This window comes from Streptomyces sp. IBSBF 2435 (genome assembly GCF_036815005.1).
GTDB lineage: Bacteria > Actinomycetota > Actinomycetes > Streptomycetales > Streptomycetaceae > Actinacidiphila.
The window spans coordinates 1-16,900 of the sequence record NZ_JAJSYW010000022.1; the positions used below are offsets into that span (position 1 = coordinate 1).

Annotated in this window: 14 protein-coding genes and 2 pseudogenes; 11 read left to right on the forward strand and 5 right to left on the reverse strand. The window is 73.8% G+C overall.

Annotation, left to right across the window (positions count from 1 at the left end; all coding sequences use genetic code 11):
• Positions 1–233: 233 nt before the first annotated feature.
• Positions 234–1,898, reverse strand: coding sequence for an MFS transporter (locus V7E46_RS06615; protein ID WP_333767532.1), 1,665 nt, complete (start codon positions 1,896–1,898; stop codon positions 234–236).
• Positions 1,899–2,194: 296 nt separating this feature from the next.
• Between V7E46_RS06615 and V7E46_RS06620 the strand changes: the two are divergent.
• The 7 genes and pseudogenes from V7E46_RS06620 to V7E46_RS06645 all read left to right on the forward strand — a co-directional run.
• A pseudogene (locus V7E46_RS06620) lies at positions 2,195–3,020 on the forward strand (PAS domain-containing protein); the annotation flags it as partial.
• 26 nt (positions 3,021–3,046) lie between these two features.
• A pseudogene (locus tag V7E46_RS33835) lies at positions 3,047–3,385 on the forward strand (ATP-binding protein); the annotation flags it as partial.
• Positions 3,386–3,454: 69 nt separating this feature from the next.
• Positions 3,455–4,177 (forward strand): class I SAM-dependent methyltransferase, encoded by a 723-nt coding sequence (locus V7E46_RS06625; RefSeq protein ID WP_333767533.1) that lies wholly within the window; start codon positions 3,455–3,457, stop codon positions 4,175–4,177.
• A gap of 11 nt (positions 4,178–4,188) precedes the next feature.
• Positions 4,189–5,025, forward strand: coding sequence for a M55 family metallopeptidase (locus tag V7E46_RS06630; RefSeq protein ID WP_333767534.1), 837 nt, complete (start codon positions 4,189–4,191; stop codon positions 5,023–5,025).
• Entirely contained in the window at positions 5,018–6,385 is a 1,368-nt protein-coding gene (locus tag V7E46_RS06635; protein WP_333767535.1) for a M20/M25/M40 family metallo-hydrolase, read from the forward strand. The genes V7E46_RS06630 and V7E46_RS06635 overlap by 8 nt, the downstream gene beginning before the upstream one ends.
• Positions 6,382–8,376: a prolyl oligopeptidase family serine peptidase gene (locus V7E46_RS06640; RefSeq protein ID WP_333767536.1), complete on the forward strand. Its 1,995-nt coding sequence runs from the start codon at positions 6,382–6,384 to the stop codon at positions 8,374–8,376. The genes V7E46_RS06635 and V7E46_RS06640 overlap by 4 nt, the downstream gene beginning before the upstream one ends.
• The gene (locus V7E46_RS06645; protein ID WP_333767537.1) at positions 8,373–9,329 is read left to right on the forward strand and encodes a S66 peptidase family protein; all 957 of its coding nucleotides are present in this window, start codon (positions 8,373–8,375) and stop codon (positions 9,327–9,329) included. The genes V7E46_RS06640 and V7E46_RS06645 overlap by 4 nt, the downstream gene beginning before the upstream one ends.
• Before the next feature lie 424 nt (positions 9,330–9,753).
• Here the strand turns inward: V7E46_RS06645 and V7E46_RS06650 are convergent, their stop codons facing one another.
• The 3 genes from V7E46_RS06650 to V7E46_RS06660 all read right to left on the reverse strand — a co-directional run bounded on the left by V7E46_RS06650 (position 9,754) and on the right by V7E46_RS06660 (position 12,622).
• Positions 9,754–10,887 carry a sensor histidine kinase gene (locus V7E46_RS06650; protein WP_333767538.1) on the reverse strand — a complete coding sequence of 378 codons (1,134 nt, stop codon included), beginning with the start codon at positions 10,885–10,887 and terminating at the stop codon, positions 9,754–9,756.
• On the reverse strand, positions 10,880–11,626 hold the full coding sequence (locus V7E46_RS06655; RefSeq protein WP_329173502.1) for a response regulator transcription factor: 747 nt from the start codon (positions 11,624–11,626) through the stop codon (positions 10,880–10,882). Before V7E46_RS06655 ends, V7E46_RS06650 begins: the two co-directional genes overlap by 8 nt.
• Before the next feature lie 120 nt (positions 11,627–11,746).
• Positions 11,747–12,622 carry an alpha/beta fold hydrolase gene (locus V7E46_RS06660; RefSeq protein WP_333767539.1) on the reverse strand — a complete coding sequence of 292 codons (876 nt, stop codon included), beginning with the start codon at positions 12,620–12,622 and terminating at the stop codon, positions 11,747–11,749.
• A 386-nt stretch (positions 12,623–13,008) separates the two neighbouring features.
• Here V7E46_RS06660 and V7E46_RS06665 point away from each other — a divergent pair, with 386 nt between their 5' ends.
• Complete coding sequence (locus V7E46_RS06665; protein WP_333767540.1) at positions 13,009–14,235, forward strand: M14 family zinc carboxypeptidase; 1,227 nt, start codon at positions 13,009–13,011, stop codon at positions 14,233–14,235.
• Positions 14,236–14,336: 101 nt separating this feature from the next.
• The gene (locus V7E46_RS06670) at positions 14,337–14,570 is read left to right on the forward strand and encodes a DUF1049 domain-containing protein (RefSeq protein ID WP_329173498.1); all 234 of its coding nucleotides are present in this window, start codon (positions 14,337–14,339) and stop codon (positions 14,568–14,570) included.
• Between the two features lie 13 nt (positions 14,571–14,583).
• Here V7E46_RS06670 and V7E46_RS06675 read toward each other — a convergent pair whose 3' ends face one another.
• The gene (locus tag V7E46_RS06675; protein ID WP_333767541.1) at positions 14,584–15,072 is read right to left on the reverse strand and encodes a GNAT family N-acetyltransferase; all 489 of its coding nucleotides are present in this window, start codon (positions 15,070–15,072) and stop codon (positions 14,584–14,586) included.
• 92 nt (positions 15,073–15,164) lie between these two features.
• On the opposite strand from V7E46_RS06675, the gene V7E46_RS06680 reads away from it, so the two are divergent.
• Both V7E46_RS06680 and V7E46_RS06685 read left to right on the forward strand, forming a co-directional pair.
• Positions 15,165–15,983, forward strand: a complete 819-nt coding sequence (locus V7E46_RS06680) for an exodeoxyribonuclease III (protein ID WP_333767542.1) — start codon at positions 15,165–15,167, stop codon at positions 15,981–15,983.
• A gap of 109 nt (positions 15,984–16,092) precedes the next feature.
• On the forward strand, positions 16,093–16,839 hold the full coding sequence (locus V7E46_RS06685) for a Mut7-C RNAse domain-containing protein (protein ID WP_333767543.1): 747 nt from the start codon (positions 16,093–16,095) through the stop codon (positions 16,837–16,839).
• The last annotated feature ends 61 nt before the right edge of the window (positions 16,840–16,900 follow it).

The window sequence follows — 16,900 nt, forward strand, 5'->3', positions numbered from 1 at the left end:
ACCACCGACCCGAAGGGTCTCTTCGGTCCGCTCCGGACCACCGGCCGGTGGTGGGTTGCTCGCGCCGTTCCCCGGGCCCCTGGCGGGCACCCCCTTGCCGAAGCGAACCCCACAGCCCCCGTCCCCGGCGGAAGCGCGCACCCGCCGACGCAGCCGGCGCCCTCAGGCCCGCGCCAGCGGAGGCGTACCCCCTTGCCGTGAGGGAGCCGCGGAATCCAGCCGCCCGGGAAGGGCTACTGCTGGGGTTTGGGGCATTGCGTGCCCCGGATGACGGCGTACGTACCGCCGATCCGGTACGTACCGGCGGCCGGGACATTGAGCCGCGTCCACTCACCGTCCGGCATCAAACACCCGTGCCGATTATCGTCCGCACCTTCGATCCCCAGCACCGGGGACCAGGGGATCCGCAGCAGCACCGACCCGGCACGCGGCATGGTGACGGTCAGCTCGGCCGGCCCGGCCTCCGCGACGGCGGCCGGCGGGTCGGCGAGCGGGTCGACATCCGCGGAGACCCGGAAGACCTGCCAGTTCGCGTCGTTCCACACCGGCGTCAGCCACGCGGGGGAGGACCGTACGAGCTTCGCCTCGGCGACAGCCGCGCCGTCCGGCTGGTCGGACGGCAGCACCACGTAGTAGACGCTCCAGTGCTGCAGCCACGCCTTGTAGCTGTCGGGGGCCAGTGTGCCGTCGTAGAAGAGCGGGTTGCGCTCGACGTCGGCCTGCCGGTTCCAGCCGCGGGCCAGGTTGAAGTAGGGCGACAGGCCCGACGCCTCCCAGTGCGAGCGCAGCGGTACGACCTCGATGCGGCCCTTGTCCGCGTGCAGCTTCTTCAGTTCGGCGATGAGCGGCGGCGCGTGCCGGACGGTGGAGCCGACCGCCGAGGTGTTCACCTGGTCCACGATCGGCTTGGTGATCTGCCAGCCCGCCACCCCTGCGAAGGCCAGCCACAGCGCCACCAGGCGCCGCCCGGTCCAGTGGCTGCTGCGGGCCACCAGCAGCAGCACCGTGCCGCCGAAGAGCAGCGCGAGGCGTTCCACGTTGCTGCCGATGGGCGACGGGATCACCCAGGTCATGGCGACGCCGACGGCGTACACCCAGGAGCCTGCGCGCATCTCGCGCCAGGCCTTGGGCACCACGAGGGCCGTCACCAGTGTGACGGCGAACGGGATGATCGCGAAGTACCAGGCGAAGGGCTGCACTCCGTAGAAGGGGAAGAGCAGCGAGGTCGCGCCGACCACCAGCGGCGGCACCACGGCCAGCACGTAGCTGTCAGCCTTGCGGCCGGTCAGGAACAGAGCCGCCGCCACGACCAGCATGAAGAGGCCGGCCACCGGGCTGCACATGGTCGCGAGCGCGGTCATCGCCACCGCGGTGGCCAGCCGGGGCGAGCGGCCGCGCGCGTCAGGGGCGGCGGGAAAGAGCACCAGGGCGGCGACCATCGCGAAGAGCATGCCGAGCGCGAAGGTGACCCGGCCGGAAACGACGTCACACCAAAGGGCGAACGTCGTCCACAGAACCGGCACCATCGGACGGCGGATGCCGCCCCGCATCAGCAGTGCCGCGCCGACCGTCGCCGACAGCGTGCCCGCGATCACCGCGGTGGTCCGCACCCCCAGCGCCGCCATGATGTACGGCGACAGGATGCTGTACGAGGCGGGGTGCATCCCGCCGTACCAGGACAGGTTGTACGAGGCCGCGGGATGCGCCCGTATGAAGTCGGTCCAGGCGTACTGCGCGGCCATGTCCCCGGAGTCCTTGGCCAGGAAGAACGCCCACAGCACGTGCAGCACGGCGGCCAGCGCCGTCGCCACCACGACGGGGTGGCGTACATTCACCCGGCGCAGCAGGGCCTTGGGCTTCCGGGGTGCGGAAACCTGCGCAGGCTGGCAGGTCGTCACGTGGCCTCTTCCGGGGGGCGGGGAATGGTGCGGGTGTCCCGGCCGGCAAACTCCCGGCGGGGATCGAACCCCCACCCGTGACCGGCTCGGATCAGAGTTCGAACACAGAGTTTGGACGCTAGCACGGCCCGCATGGTTGCTCGCGCGCGGGCGTGCGCCCGGATTCGCCCGTTGCCTCCCGGGGCACCCCGCCCCGGCCGTACCGTGGTATCGGCACCGCAGATCTTGTACCGGACGAGTGCGCCCGCCCGCTGGGACGGGGTCGGCGACAGCCAGGGGAAGGAGCCCAGCGAACGATGGACCGCCCTGATCCGACGGGGCTTTCCGGCCGGATGCCGCTCGCGGTGATCGTGGTGGACGCCGCAGGCGCGGTCTCGCACTGGAGCACGGGCGCCCGCAAGCTGTTCGGCCGCTCCCGCCGGGACGCGGTGGGCCGCCCCGCGGCCGATCTGCTGCCGGTGGTCGGTGCCCTGGAGGGCGCCGCGTGGCAGGCCGTCGGCTTCCCCTCGGGCGGCGGCGCGGCCTATCCGCCCGCGGGGCGCGCCCGGCTCTACGAGCCGGAGCGGGACACGGCGCAGGACGGCGCCCTCGACGTGCTGTGGTGGGCCTATCCGCTGATCGGCCCGGGGCCCGAGCGGCTGCTCGTCCTGGCCGCAGACGCCGCCCGGGTGCTGCCCGGCGACGACGACGCACCGGCCGAGGCCCGCGGGCGGATCGCGCCCGGCTTCGCCCTGCACACCGAATTCGCCGGCGCGGAGGGGCTCGCCAAGCGGCTGCCGGAGATCATGCCCAGCATGAATCCGCTGGACAGCGGCCTTTCCCGCGCGGTCCCCGTTCCTCCAGTGCACGGCCACCGGCGAACCGGTGATGCTGCCGCGCATCGGCGAGCAGGCGGGCCGTGCCCTCGCCGCGCTCTTCCCCCGGCGCGACATCGGCCCGCTGATCACCGACCGCTCGATTCTGGTGCTCCCGCTCAAGGCCCGCGACCTGGTGCTGGGCTTCATGATCCTGCTGCGGCACCGCGAACGCCCGGCGTTCAACGCCATGGACCGCGTCACCGGCGCGGAGCTGGCCGCCCGCGCCGGGCGCGTACTCGACAACGCCCGCGTGTACACGCGTCAGCGTGTCGGCGGCGTCGCGAGGTGCGCAGGGCCAGATCCCTGGTCCGCGGCACATTGCGGGCGTGGAACCTGGCCGAGGGCAGCGAGACTGCGGAGCTGCTGGTCGGCGAGGTCGTCACCAACGCCGTACGGCACGCGCACGCCCGGCCGGTGGGATTACGCGTGGTGCGCGCCGACGCCCTGCTGGTGGAGGTCTCCGACGACGACCACGGGGTGCCGGTGCTGCTCGGCGCGGGTCCCGAGGACGAGTACGGGCGCGGGATGCGGATAGTGAGCCGGCTGGCCCGCGAATGGGGCACCAGCCGGTCGGCGCAGGGCAAGACCGTGTGGTTCGAGCAGGCGCTGCCGGCCCGCCGAACGAGCTGAGGCTCCCGGCCGGCCGCGGCGGCCCGCTGTGTTTTCGTACGATCACGACGTGGGGAGTGGTGAGTACGTGTGAACGTCTCCGAGCGGTACGCGCGGGTGTGGGAGAGCTTCTGGGAGGACGCGCCGTACGAGCCGGGGGGTGTCCTGTGGGACGCCGACCCGGCGCAGACGGCCGAGCGGCACCTGCGCCATTTCGCCGCGCACTTCGACCCGGGCCTGCCGCTGGTGGACCTCGGCTGCGGCAACGGCACGCAGACCCGTTTCCTGGCCGGCCGCTACCGGCGGGTCGTCGGCGTCGACCTGGCGCACGCGGCCGTCGCGCGCGCCAGTCGGGACGACCCGCACGGCCTCGCCGCCTACCAGCAGCTGGACGCCGTCGACACCGACGCGGTCCGCGCGCTGCACGCGGAATGGGGCGACGCCAACATCTATATGCGCGGCGTGCTGCACCAGAGCGACACCGCCGACCGCAGCCGCCTGGTGGACGGCATCGCCACCCTCACCGGGCAGCGCGGCCGGGTCTTCGCGGTGGAATTGGCCGAGGCGTGCAAAGGCCTGCTCCTGGACCTCGCCCAGGACCCCGCCGGGCCGCCGCCGAAGCTCGGCGCGGTCCTCGCGCACGGCATCGCGCCCGGCGAGGTCCAGGACGCCGCGCTGCCCGGCTACTTCACCGCCGCGGGCCTCGACGTGCTGGCCGCGGGCGAGGAGCCGCTGCTGACCACCGAATTCCGGCCGGACGGCACACGGATCGAGGTCCCCTCCCTGTGGCTGGTCGCCGGACTGGCCGCGTAGTGTGATCCGGCATGCGGAAGATCCTCATCTCGGCTGACATGGAGGGCGCCACCGGTGTGACCTGGCCGGCCGACGTCCTGCCCGGCACCGAGCAGTGGCAGCGCTGCCGCCATATGTTCACCTCCGACGTCAACGCGGCCGTCGCCGGCTTCATGGACGGCGGCATCGACCAGGTGCTCATCAACGAGGCCCACTGGACCATGCGCAACCTGCTCCTCGAGCAGCTCGACGAGCGCGCCCAGATGCTCACCGGGCGGCACAAGGAGCTGTCCATGGTCGAGGGCGTCCAGCACGGCGACGTCGACGGCATCGCCTTCGTCGGCTACCACACCGGCGCCGGCACCGAGGGCGTCCTCGCCCACACCTACCTCGCCAACTCGATCACCGGTGTGTGGGTCGACGGCGAGCCCGCGAGCGAAGGCCGGCTCAATGCCCTGGTCGTCGCCGAATACGGCGTCCCCGTCGTCCTGGTGACCGGCGACGACCGCACCGGCGTCGACGCGCACGGCTACGCGCCGCAGGCCCGTACGGTCGCCGTCAAGGACTACGTGTCCCGTTACGCCGCCGTCTGCCGGCCGCCCGCCAGGACGGCCGCCGACATCCGCGCCGCGGCCCAGCAGGCCGCGGCGCTGGCCGTGCGGCACGAACCCGCGCAGGCCGGGCCGTTCACCGTCGAGCTGGAATTCGACGCGTGGCACCTGGTGGGCGCGGCCACCGTGATCCCCGGGGTGGAGCAGACCGGGGAGCGGCGGGTGGCGTATACCCTGCCGACGATGTACGCGGCCCTGCGCGCGTTCAAGGCCGTGACGACTCTCGTGTCCCAGGCGGTGGAGGAGCAGTATGGCTGATCGGTCCGTGGAGGCCTCGCACGAGCACGGCGCCCCGGTGGTCGACGACGTGGCGCTGGAGGAGGTGGTGCGGTTCACCTCCGACCTGGTCAGGATCGACACCACCAACCGCGGCGGCGGCGACGGCAACGAGCGGATCGCCGCCGAATACGTCGCCGAGCGCCTCGCCGAGGTCGGCATCGAGCCGGCCCTGCTGGAGAAGACGCCGGGCCGCAGCAATGTGGTGGCCAGAATCCCCGGCACCGACCCGTCGGCCGACGCGCTGCTGGTGCACGGCCACCTCGACGTGGTGCCCGCGCAGGCCGACGACTGGACCGTGCACCCCTTCTCCGGCGAGGTCCGCGACGGCGTCGTGTGGGGCCGCGGCGCCATCGACATGAAGAACATGGACGCGATGGTGCTCGCCTGCGTCCGCGCCTGGGCCCGCGCCGGCCGGCGCCCGCCCCGCGACATCGTGCTCGCCTTCACCGCCGACGAGGAGGACAGCGCCGCCTACGGCTCGGGCTACCTCGCAGCCGAGCACGCCGACCTCTTCGCCGGCTGCACCGAGGGCATCAGCGAGTCCGGCGCCTACACCGTCCACGCCGACAACGGGCTGCGCATCTACCCGGTCGCGGCCGGCGAGCGCGGCACCGCGTGGCTCCAGCTGACCGCGGACGGCAGGGCGGGCCACGGCTCGAAGATCAACCACGAGAACGCCGTCGTCCACCTGGCCGCCGCCGTCACCAGGATCGGCGAGCACCGCTGGCCGGTCCGCCTCACCGCCACCGTACGGTCCGCCCTCACCGAACTGGCCGCGCTCTACGGCGTCCCCGCCGACCTCGACGACGTCGACACGCTGCTCGACAAGCTCGGTATTGCCGCGGCCTTCGTGCGGCCCACCGTCCGCAACAGCGCCAACCCGACGATGCTGCAGGCCGGCTACAAGGTCAACGTCATCCCCGGCACCGCCACCGCGTACATCGACGGCCGCGTCGTGCCCGGCGGCCAGGACGAGTTCACCAGCACCATGGACCGGCTCACCGGGCCGCACGTGCGCTGGAACTACCACCACCACGAGGTGCCGCTCGAAGCGCCGGTCGACTCCGCGTCCTTCGCCGCGATGCGCGAGGCCCTCGAACACTTCGACCCGGGGGCGGTCGCCGTGCCGTTCTGCATGTCCGGCGGCACCGACGCCAAGCAGTTCTCCCGGCTCGGCATCACCGGCTACGGCTTCTCGCCGCTGCGGCTCCCGCCCGGCTTCGACTACCCGGCGCTCTTCCACGGGGTGGACGAGCACGTCCCCGTCGACGCGCTGCACTTCGGCGTACGCGTGCTCGACCGGTTCCTGCGCGGCACCGCGACGGAGGAGTCCGTATGACCACGGCCACGCAGCAGGACGCCCGCTACGGCAGCTGGCCCTCGCCGATCGACGCGGCCACCGCCGCCTCCCACGACGGCAGCCCCGACAGCATCGGCATCGTCGGCGACGACCTGTGGTGGACCGCGCCGCGCCCCGCGGAAGGCGGCCGGCGCGCGCTGATCAGGCGCCGCCCGGACGGCACCGAGGAATGCCCGCTGCCCGCGCCCTGGAACGTCCGCAACCGTGTCATGGAATACGGCGGCACCCCCTGGGCCGGCGCCCTCGTCGACGGCTCCCCGCTGATCGTCTTCGCCCACCACCTCGACCAGCGGCTCTACGCCTTCCGGCCCGACCGGCCGCAGGACCCGCCGTATCCGCTCACCCCGGTCTCCGCCGTCGGCGGCGGACTGCGCTGGGCGGAGCCCGCCGTGCGCCCCGAGCGCGGTGAAGTATGGGCGGTCCTGGAGGAATTCACCGGCGAAGGCCCCGGCGACCTGCGCCGGGTGCACACCGCCGTCCCGCTCGACGGCGCCGCCGCGGACAACCGTGACGCCGTCCGCGAACTCGCCCCCGCCGCCCACCGCTTCATCACCGGCCTGCGGCTGTCGCCCGACGGCGGCCAGGCCGTCTGGCTGGCCTGGGACCACCCGCGGATGCCCTGGGACGGCACGGAATTGCGCGTCGCCGACGTACATTCCGACGGCACCCTCGGCCCGGCCCGCACCCTCATCGGCGGCCCCGACGAAGCCGTCTCGCAGGCCGACTGGGCCGCCGACGGCACCCTGCTGGCCGCCACCGACCGCACCGGCTGGTGGAATCTGTACCGCGTCGACCCGGCGACCGGCGACGCCGTCAACCTGTGCCCGCGCGACGAGGAATTCGCCGGGCCGCTGTGGAAGATCGGGCAGCGCTGGTTCGCTCCGCTCGACCACGGCCTGGTCGCCGTCCTGCACGGCGTCGGCGCCGCCAGGCTCGCGCTGCTCGACCCCGCGAGCGGCCGGCTCACCGACGCCCCCGGCCACTGGACCGAGTGGGGCGGCACCCTCGCCGCCACCGGCAGCCGCGTCATCGGCCTCGCCGCGAGCGCCCGCAGCGCGCCCGAGATCGTCGAACTCGACGCCGCCACCGGCCGCACCCGGGTCCTCGGCAACCCCCACCACGACGCCGTCGACCCCGCGTACCTCCCCGAGGCCCAGGACCGGGTCTTCACCGGACCCGGCGGACGCGACGTGCACGCCCACGTCTACGCCCCCCGCCACCCCGAGCACATCGCCACCGGGCCGGCCCCGTATGTCATCTGGGTGCACGGCGGACCCACCAGCCGCACCTCCATGATCCTCGACCTGGAGATCGCCTACTTCACCTCGCGCGGCATCGGCGTCGCCGAGGTCAACTACGGCGGCTCCACCGGCTACGGCCGCGCCTACCGCAACCGGCTGCGCGAACAGTGGGGCGTCGTCGACGTCGAGGACTGCGTCGCCGTCGCCGAGGGCCTGGTCGCCGAGGGAGCCGCCGACCCGGCGCGGCTGGGCATCCGCGGCGGCAGCGCCGGCGGCTGGACCACCGCAGCCGCGCTGACCACCACCACGGCCTTCGCCTGCGGCGCGATCAGCTACCCGATCCTCGACCTGGCCGGCTGGTCGCCGGCCGGCGGCGAGACCCACGACTTCGAGTCCTGGTACCTCGAATCCCTCATCGGCCCGCACACCGAGGTCCCCGAGCGCTACCACGACCGCTCCCCGGTCCACCACGCCGACCGCATCACCGCGCCCTTCCTGCTGATGCAGGGCCTGGACGACGTCATCTGCCCGCCCGTCCAGTGCGACCGCTTCCTCGCCGCCCTCACCGGCCGCGGCATCCCGCACGCCTACCTCGCCTTCCCCGGCGAGAGCCACGGCTTCCGCCGCCTCGACACCCTGGTGACCTGCCTGGAGGCCGAACTCTCCCTCTACGGCCAGGTCTTCGGCTTCACCCCGCCAGGGGTGCCGGTGCTCGACCTGACGCCGTGAGCGGGACCTCCACCCCGGTCCACCCCGCCGCGGCCGGGCTCGTCAGGCCGCGGCGGCTGGCGGCCGGGGACCGGGTCGGCGTCGTGGCGCCCGCCGGTCCCGTGGCGCCGGACGTGCTGGACGCCGGGCTCGACGTGCTGCGGGGCTGGGGCCTTGAGCCGGTCGTCGCCCCGCACGTCCTGGACGGCCACCCCTGCGGTTACCTCGCGGGGGCCGACCAGGCGCGGGCCGACGACCTGCGCGACGCCTGGTGCGACCCGGACCTGGCCGCCGTGATCTGCGCCCGCGGCGGCTACGGCACCCAGCGGATGGCCGACCTGCTGGACTGGGACGCCATGCGGCAGGCCGCCCCGAAGGTCTTCCTCGGCTACAGCGACATCACCGTGCTGCACCAGGCCTTCGCCACCCGACTCGGCGTGGCCACCCTGCACGGCCCGATGCCCGGCACCCCGGGCTTCCTCACCGACCCGGCCGGCCAGGAGCACCTGCGCCGCACCCTCTTCACGCCCGAGGACGTCCAGGTGCTGCACGCACCGGCCCCCCGCGCACTCGTGCCCGGCCGGGCCGCGGGCGTCGTCCTGGGCGGCTGCCTGAGCCTGCTGGCCTCCGACCTCGGTACGCGGTCGGGCCGTCCGTCGGCCGCGGGCGGCATCCTGCTGCTGGAGGACGTCGGCGAGGAGGCGTACCGCCTCGACCGCTTCCTCACCCAACTCCTGCGCGCCGGATGGCTCGACGGGGTCGCCGGGATCGCCCTCGGCTCCTGGGAGGACTGCGGCCCCTACGACGAGGTGCGCGCCCTGCTCCTCGACCGCCTGGCCCCGCTCGGCGTCCCGATCCTGGAAGACCTCGGCTTCGGCCATTGCGACGCCGCCCTGACGATCCCCCTCGGCCTTCCCGCGACCCTCGACACGACCACGGCCACCCTCACCCTCGACACCCCCGCCCTGCACTGACCCCCGCCGGCACGGCGGCACCACGGCAAGTGCCACCCACCCAGACGCGCGGGGAACTGCGCGCCCGGCCGCAGCGCACGGCAAGCGCGAGGCGTACCGCGAGTGGCACCGACCTGGGGGGCGGGGAACCGCGCGCGCAACTCCGGCGTGGCGGCACGGTGTACGCCACGGCACGTGGCACCCCCTGAGGTGCGCGGTAGACTGCGCGCCCGGCGGAAGCGCACGGCAAGTGCGACGCCCACGGTAAGTGGCACTCACCCGGGCGCGCGGGGACCTGCGCACGCAACCCCCGTGCGGCGGCACGGTGGACGCCACCGCGAGCGGCACCCACCCAGGAGCGCGAGGACCCACGCACCCGAGAACGGCCCACCCGTAGGCCCACCCGGGCCGGAGGCCAGGCACGGGGGCGAACCGCCCGTACCCCCTAAAGCCCCCCCGGCAAGGGAGCGGCCGGGGGCAGCACGACCTCGAAGCGGCACCCGCCCGGCACATTGTGAACGGCGGCCCGCCCGTGATGCGCCTCCACGATCCCGCGAACGATCGCGAGCCCGAGCCCCGCCCCCGCCGGAGGCGTCCTCGCCCCGCTGCCCCGCCACCCCGTGTCGAAGACCCGGGGCAGATCGGCCGGCGGAATCCCGCCGCAACCGTCCGTCACGGACACCACCACCGACCCGGACGCGGCGTCCCGCAGCGCGGAGACCGCGACCGTACCGTCCGCCGGCGTCCGCCGAATCGCGTTGGCCAGCAGATTCGCCAGCACCCGCGTCATCTCCCGGCCGTCGACCTCGATCGGTATCCGCTCGACCCTTTCACCGACCAGCCGCACGCCATGCTCCGCGGCGAGCGGATCCGCACCGGCGATGGCGTCGCCGACGAGGTCGTAGACCGACATGCGCGCCGGGCTGAGCGCCAGCACCCCCGCCTGGATGCGGGACAGTTCGAACAGGTCGCCGACCATCCCGCTGAGCCTCTCGACCTCGGCGCGGATCTGCCGGTGGTAGCGGCCGGGGTCCGCCGCTATCCCGTCCTCCAGCGCCTCGGTCATGGCCCGCAGCCCGGCCAGCGGGGTGCGCAGGTCGTGCGAGATCCAGGCGACCAGCTCGCGCCTGGACGCCTCAAGCGCGCGCTCCCGCTCCCGGGAGGCGTCCAGCTTCGCGCTGGTGGCCGCCAGCACGCGGCCCAGCTCGGCGAGTTCGGCCGTGGGCGCGCCCGGGGGCGCGGCGAAGGCGTCGCCGTCACCGAAGGCGCGCGCCGCCGCGGCAAGCGCCCGGCTGCCGGCCACGACCGTGCGGCCGAGCAGCAGCGCCACCCCGAGGGAGACGGCCGCCGCTATCGCGCAGACGGTGGTGACGACGCCGAGGTCGTGCTCCGACAGGAACATCGCCCAGGCCACCGACAGTGTCCCGGCCAGCATCGCGCAGACCGCGACGACGGCGACCACGGCGAGGGACAGCGCGACCGAGCGGTTCCGCAGCAGGCGCAGGGCGGCGGCACCCAGCAGCCCGACGACCGCCGCGCCCACCGCGGCATACGCGGCGATGACCAGCAGATCACGCATCGGCGGCACCGCCCTCCGCGGCCCCGGGCGGCCCCGGATCGAAGCGGTAGCCGACGCCCCACACCGTACTGATCAGCCGCGGCCGGGCCGGATCGTCCTCGATCTTCTCGCGCAGCCGCCGCACATGCACGGTGACCGTCGACAGGTCGCCGAACTCCCAGCCCCACACCCGCCGCATCAGCTCCTCGCGGCCCAGCACCCGCCCCGGGTGCTGGAGGAAGAAGGACAGCAGGTCGAACTCGCGGATCGTCAGCGGCAATTCCGTGCCGTCCCGCAGCGCCCGGCGGGCGGCCGGGTCGAGGGCGAGCGGCCCCGACCGCAGCCACGGCCCGGGCGCGGGCGGCGAGCCGGCGCGGCGCAGCACCGACTCGACCCGCAGCACCAGCTCGCGCGGCGAGAACGGCTTGGTCACATAGTCGTCCGCCCCGACCTCAAGGCCGAGGATGCGGTCGTCCTCGTCACCCCGCGCGGTGAGCATCACGACCGGCAGCGGCCCCGCCTCCCGTATCGCGCGGCACACCTGGAGCCCGTCCATGCCCGGCAGCATCAGGTCGAGCACGACCAGGTCCGGCCGCTCGGCTGCCGCGCGGGCGACCGCGGTCGGGCCGTCCGCGGCCCGCTCCACGGCGAAGCCGGCCCGGTCGAGATAGCCCGCGACGACCTCGGCGACGGTCGGGTCGTCGTCCACGACGAGGATCCGCCGACGCGGCGGCGGTACGGAGACAGGTGCGGTGCTCATGCTGACGAGTCTGGCACCCGCCACTGACAGTGACCATGGGCCAGCGGTCCAGCACCGCCACCGTCCGTGTTCTGTAAGGATTCTCCGCCCGGATCGCCGCCGCCGGCTCCGTAGCGTGACTCAGCGGTCGGCTGACCCCGGTGCACCGGCCCACGTGCGGTCGAGGAAGTCCGCGATGAGCGGGGCGATCTCGCCGACCTGCTCCTCAAGGGCGAAGTGCCCGGTGTGGAAGAGGTGCAGTTCGGCGTCCGGCACGTCCCGCGTGAAGGCGCGCGCGCCGGCCTCGGTGAAGAACGCGTCCCCCGTGCCCCACACCAGCAGCAGCGGCGGCCGGTGCTGCCGCAGCCACTCCTGCCACCGGGGATAGAGCGCCACATTGCTGCCGTAGTCGTAGAGCAGGTCGAGCTGGATGCCGTGCCGTCCCGGCAGGTCGAGGAAGTGCTGGTCGAGCGTCCAGCCCTCGGGCGCCACGACCGCCGGGTCCGCGGTGCCGCCCTCGTACTGGCCGCGGGTCACCTCCGCGGTGAGCAGACCGGTCACCCGCTCCCGCGACCCCTCGGCCTCGGGCGTCTCCGCCACCAGGCCCCGCGCGAGGTCGCTGAGGCCCTCCTCGTAGGCGTTGCCGTTCTGCACGACCAGGCCGGCGACCCACTCCGGGTGCCTGGTGGCCAGCCGGAAGCCGACGGGTGCGCCGAAGTCGAAGGCGTAGAGAGTGAAGCGGTCCAGGCCGAGTGCGAAGCAGAAGCCCTCGACCGTGTCTGCGAGCCGGTCGAAGGTCCAGCCGCTGTCCGCGGGCAGGTCGCTGTACCCGAAGCCGGGGTAGTCGGGCGCGACGACCCGGTAGTGGCCGCCGAGCGCGTCGATCAGCCGGCGGTACTGGTGCGAGGCCGAGGGGAAGCCGTGCAGCAGGAGCAGCACGGGGGCGTCCTCGGCGGCGGGCACTGCCTCCCGGTAGAAGATCCGCAGCCCGTCGACCTCGGTGAAACGGTGTGCCACTCGCGGCAGTTGCAATGCGGGCATGATCGCGTACGCCTCCCCGTGCAGAGGGCGGCCGGTGCCGCCACGGCCAACACTAATGGTGCGAAGGCATTACTTCCATTAGGCGCGGTGATCGCGTCCCTGCCTGCGTCGTGCGCCGGGACGCGGAGCGCTCCCGTCCCGCCGTCGTCCCTGCGGCGCTGCCGCGCCCGCTCACTGCCGCGATCCGCGGGCGCGTCGATTCGGCACCGCACCCGCGGCGGTTCGCGTAACAGCCGCTGTACCACCGTTGACACCTCTGCGCCGGGCGTGTCGTACTGACGGGATCGAACTCGATGTCGTAAGGGGGCCCGGCCTTCCGTGCCCGGGCCCCCTGGGGGATTGCGGTGGCGAGGATGGCGGGGATGCTCTATCCGACGACCGATGAGATAACCGCCGGTGCCCGCGCGCTGACGCTGGGCTATCCGGGGATCTGCCGGCTGGGGAGGGTCGGCAGTTCGCGGGCCGGCCGGCCGCTGCTGATGCTCTCGGTGGGCGAAGGCCGTCGCAATGTACTGGTGGTCGCGGGTCCGCACGCCAACGAGGCCGCCGTGGGCGGCGCCACGGCGCTGCGGCTGGCCGGCGGCATCGCCCGGCAGCGCGCACACGGCGAGGACGACGGCAGCAGCTGGCACTTCCTGCTGTGCATCGACCCGGACGGCGCCGCGCTCAACGAGCCCTGGCTGTCCGGCCCCTACACCCTGCGCGGCCACTACGAGCACTTCTTCCGGCCCTGCACGGCCGAGCAGCCCGAGTGGCTGCCGCACGACGACGACACCTGTCCCGCGCTGCCGGAGACCCGCGCCCTGGTCGGCGTCCTCGACATGCTGCGGCCGGTGCTCCAGTGCTCGCTGCACGGCATCGACGTCGGCGGCAGCTTCGTCCAGCTCACCAGCGAGGTGCCCGGAGTGCCGGAACGTATCGGCAAGTCGGCCGCGGAACTGGACATCCCGCTGGAGAGCGGCTCCTCCGACGCCTTCCAGTGGCCGAGCCCCGGCCCCGGCGTCTATGTGATGCCGCCCTGCGAGGACCCCGCGGCCGGCGACGGCGCCCACTCCACCTGGGTGCACGCCAGGCGCTACGACGGTGTGACCGCGATCGTCGAGGTCCCAATGTGGGCCTGCGACCGCAGCGCCGACACCGCCCCGCACCCCGACCCCGACCGCGCCCTGCGCACCGCGGGCGCCGGCCTGCGCCGCGACCTGCCCACCGTGGGACGGGTCCTGGACGCGGTACGCCCGCAGCTCAGGGGGGTGGACTGCGCCCTGCTGCGGACCGTGAGCGAACTGATCGGCCTCGGCCCCGCGCTCACCGCCGACTGGGACCCCGCCGTCCGCGCGCCGGACGCCGCTCCGCTGCCCGACATGACCACCGCCCGGGTGACCAGCATCGAGGTCTACGCCCACCGCATCCCGCTGCGCGCCGCCGCCATGCTCCGTCAGGTCGCGGACGTCCCCCTGGTCGCCCGGCTCGTCGACACATGGTGCGAGGCGTACGAGCGCGCCTACCGCCCGCGCTGGGTGCCGGTCACCGACCAGGTCGAGCAGCAGGCCCGCAGCGTCCTGGCCGTCTACGAGGAACTGCACGCCTGACCGCGCCGTCACCCGTCCGGAGCAGTTCGCCCCCGCCCCCGCCACCGTTCCCGGGGATCATGGGCGGCGGGGGACCGGCAGCCGAGAGCAGGGTGGTCGTCATGACGTCCGACAGAGCGGCAGGCCGCGGCCTGCGCGAGCGGCTGACGCCGGGCCGGATCGCCGTCCTGGTGATCGCGGTGTTCGCGCTGGTCTTCGTCTTCGAGAACACCCACAGCGTCCGCATCCGGCTGATCGTGCCCGAGGTCACCGTCCCGCTGTGGCAGGCACTGCTCGCCACCCTGGTCGCCGGCTGGCTGTGCGGGCGCTTCCTGCGCGGCTCCCGGCGGCGCTGACACCGCCGGGATCTCAGGCCCGCGGCTGGACCAGGGACTTGCCCAGGCACACGCTGAGGTCCTGGTCGCGGTAGTAGCCGAACTTCTTCACCGGTACATAGCCGCAGGATTCGTACAGGGCGATCGCCTCCGGCTGGCGCAGCCCGGTCTCCAGCACCACCCTGGTCCGCCCGGCCGCCGCCGCGCTCGCCTCCAGCTCGGCCAGGATCGCCCGGGCCAGCCCCCGCCCGCGTGCCTGCCGCACCACGAACATCCGCTTGATCTCCGCGTCGCCGTCCTCGTGCCCCTCGGGCGAGGCGTCCTGCGCCCGCCAGCCGCCGCTCGCGACCGGCTCGCCGTCCGCGTCGTAGGCCACCAGGTACAGCCCTTGCGGCGGGTCGAAGTGATCCGCCGCCATCGGGGTGGCGTCCCCCTCGCCGTAACGCTCGGTGTACTCCAGCTGCACCAGGTCGTTCAGCCGCACCGCGGCGGGTTCGTCGTAACGCGTCCTTCTGATCTCCACATCGCCATATTACGTGGTCACAGCCCATGGCCGTCGCACACCAGTGCGACGTGGTTTCCCGCCCTCCGCCTGCTGCGGGTATCGTCCGTCCGGTGCTGACCGTGACCACCGTGAACGTGAACGGGCTGCGGGCCGCCGCGCGGAAGGGCTTCCTGCCCTGGCTGGCGGAGACCGCGGCCGATGTCGTCTGCCTGCAGGAAGTCCGCGCCGAACCCGACCAGCTCCCCGACGACGTACGCGACCCCGACGGCTGGCACGCCTACCACGCACCCGCAGCGACCAAGGGCCGGGCCGGCGTCTCCGTCTACTCCAGGACGGCGCCCGTCGCAGTACGCGTCGGCTTCGGCTCGGCCGAATACGACGCGTCCGGCCGCTACATCGAGGTCGACCTGCCGGGCGACGGTACGACGGCGGGGCTCACCGTCGGCAGCCTGTACCTGCCCACCGGCGAGGCGGAGACCGAGCGGCAGACCGCGAAATACCGCTTCATGGCGGAATTCCGCGGCCACCTCGACGCCCTGCACGAGCGCGCCGCCCGCACCGGCGGCCACGCCCTGGTCTGCGGCGACTGGAACATCGCCCACCAGGAAGCCGACCTGCGCAATTGGCGCGGCAATCGCAAGTCCTCCGGCTTCCTGCCCGAGGAACGCGCCTGGCTCACCGACCTCCTCGACCCTGCGACCGGCTGGACGGACGTCGTCCGCGGCCTCCACCCCGGCGTAGAGGGCCCGTACTCGTGGTGGTCCTACCGCGGCAAGGCCTTCGACAATGACACGGGCTGGCGCATCGATTACCACATGGCGACGCCCAAGCTCGCTTCCGCGGCCACGGCCGCCACGGTGGAACGCGCCCCGACCTACGCCGCCCGCTGGTCCGACCACGCCCCGGTCACGGTGGCCTACACGCTCTGAGGCCCGCGGGGAGGCCCGCGACGGGTCCCGCAGGACCCGCACCCGGAGAAGCGGCCCGAGCCCCGCGACACGAGGCGGCGCGCCCCGCACACCCTGGCATTCTGGCGCCGTGACCCGACCAGAAGTGACCGTCGAAATCCCGGCGGACCTGCACCTGTTCCTCCCCGCCGACCGCCGTGCCGCGCACACGACCCTGACGACGGACGGCTCCTCCTCACTCGGCCACGTCGTGGAATCGCTGGGCATCCCGCTGACCGAGGTCGGCGCTCTGGCCGTCGACGGCCGCGAGGTGCCCACCGGACACGTACCGGCGGACGGCGAGCACGTGGAGGTCCGCACGGTGACCCGCCCGCAAACGGTGCCGGGCGCACCGCTGCGCTTCCTGCTGGACGTCCACCTCGGCACATTGGCCCGCCGTCTGCGGCTGCTCGGCGTCGACGCGGCATATGAGAGCGAGGACATCGGCGACCCGGCGCTCGCCGCGCTCTCCGCGAAGGAGCGCCGCGTGATGCTGTCCCGTGACCGCGGCCTGCTGCGCCGCCGCGAGCTGTGGGCGGGCGGCTACGTCTACAGCGACCGGCCCGAGGAGCAGCTGCGCGACGTCCTGGACCGCTTCGCGCCCGTCCTGGCCCCGTGGGCCCGCTGCGTGGCCTGCAACGGCCTGCTGGCGGAGGCCGACAAGGAGTCCGTGCGGGACCGGCTCGCGGACGGCACCCGCAAGTCCTACGACGTCTTCGCCGAGTGCGCCGGCTGCGGCCGGGTCTACTGGCGCGGTGCCCACCACACCCGCCTGTCGGCGCTGGTGGAGCAGACGATGCGCGACTTCGGGGACGGCCCGCCGCGCCGCGCCGAGTAGCCGCACGCCCCTTCCCGCCCCGCCGTCTCACCGACAATCTATTTGCTCTGGACAAAAAAAG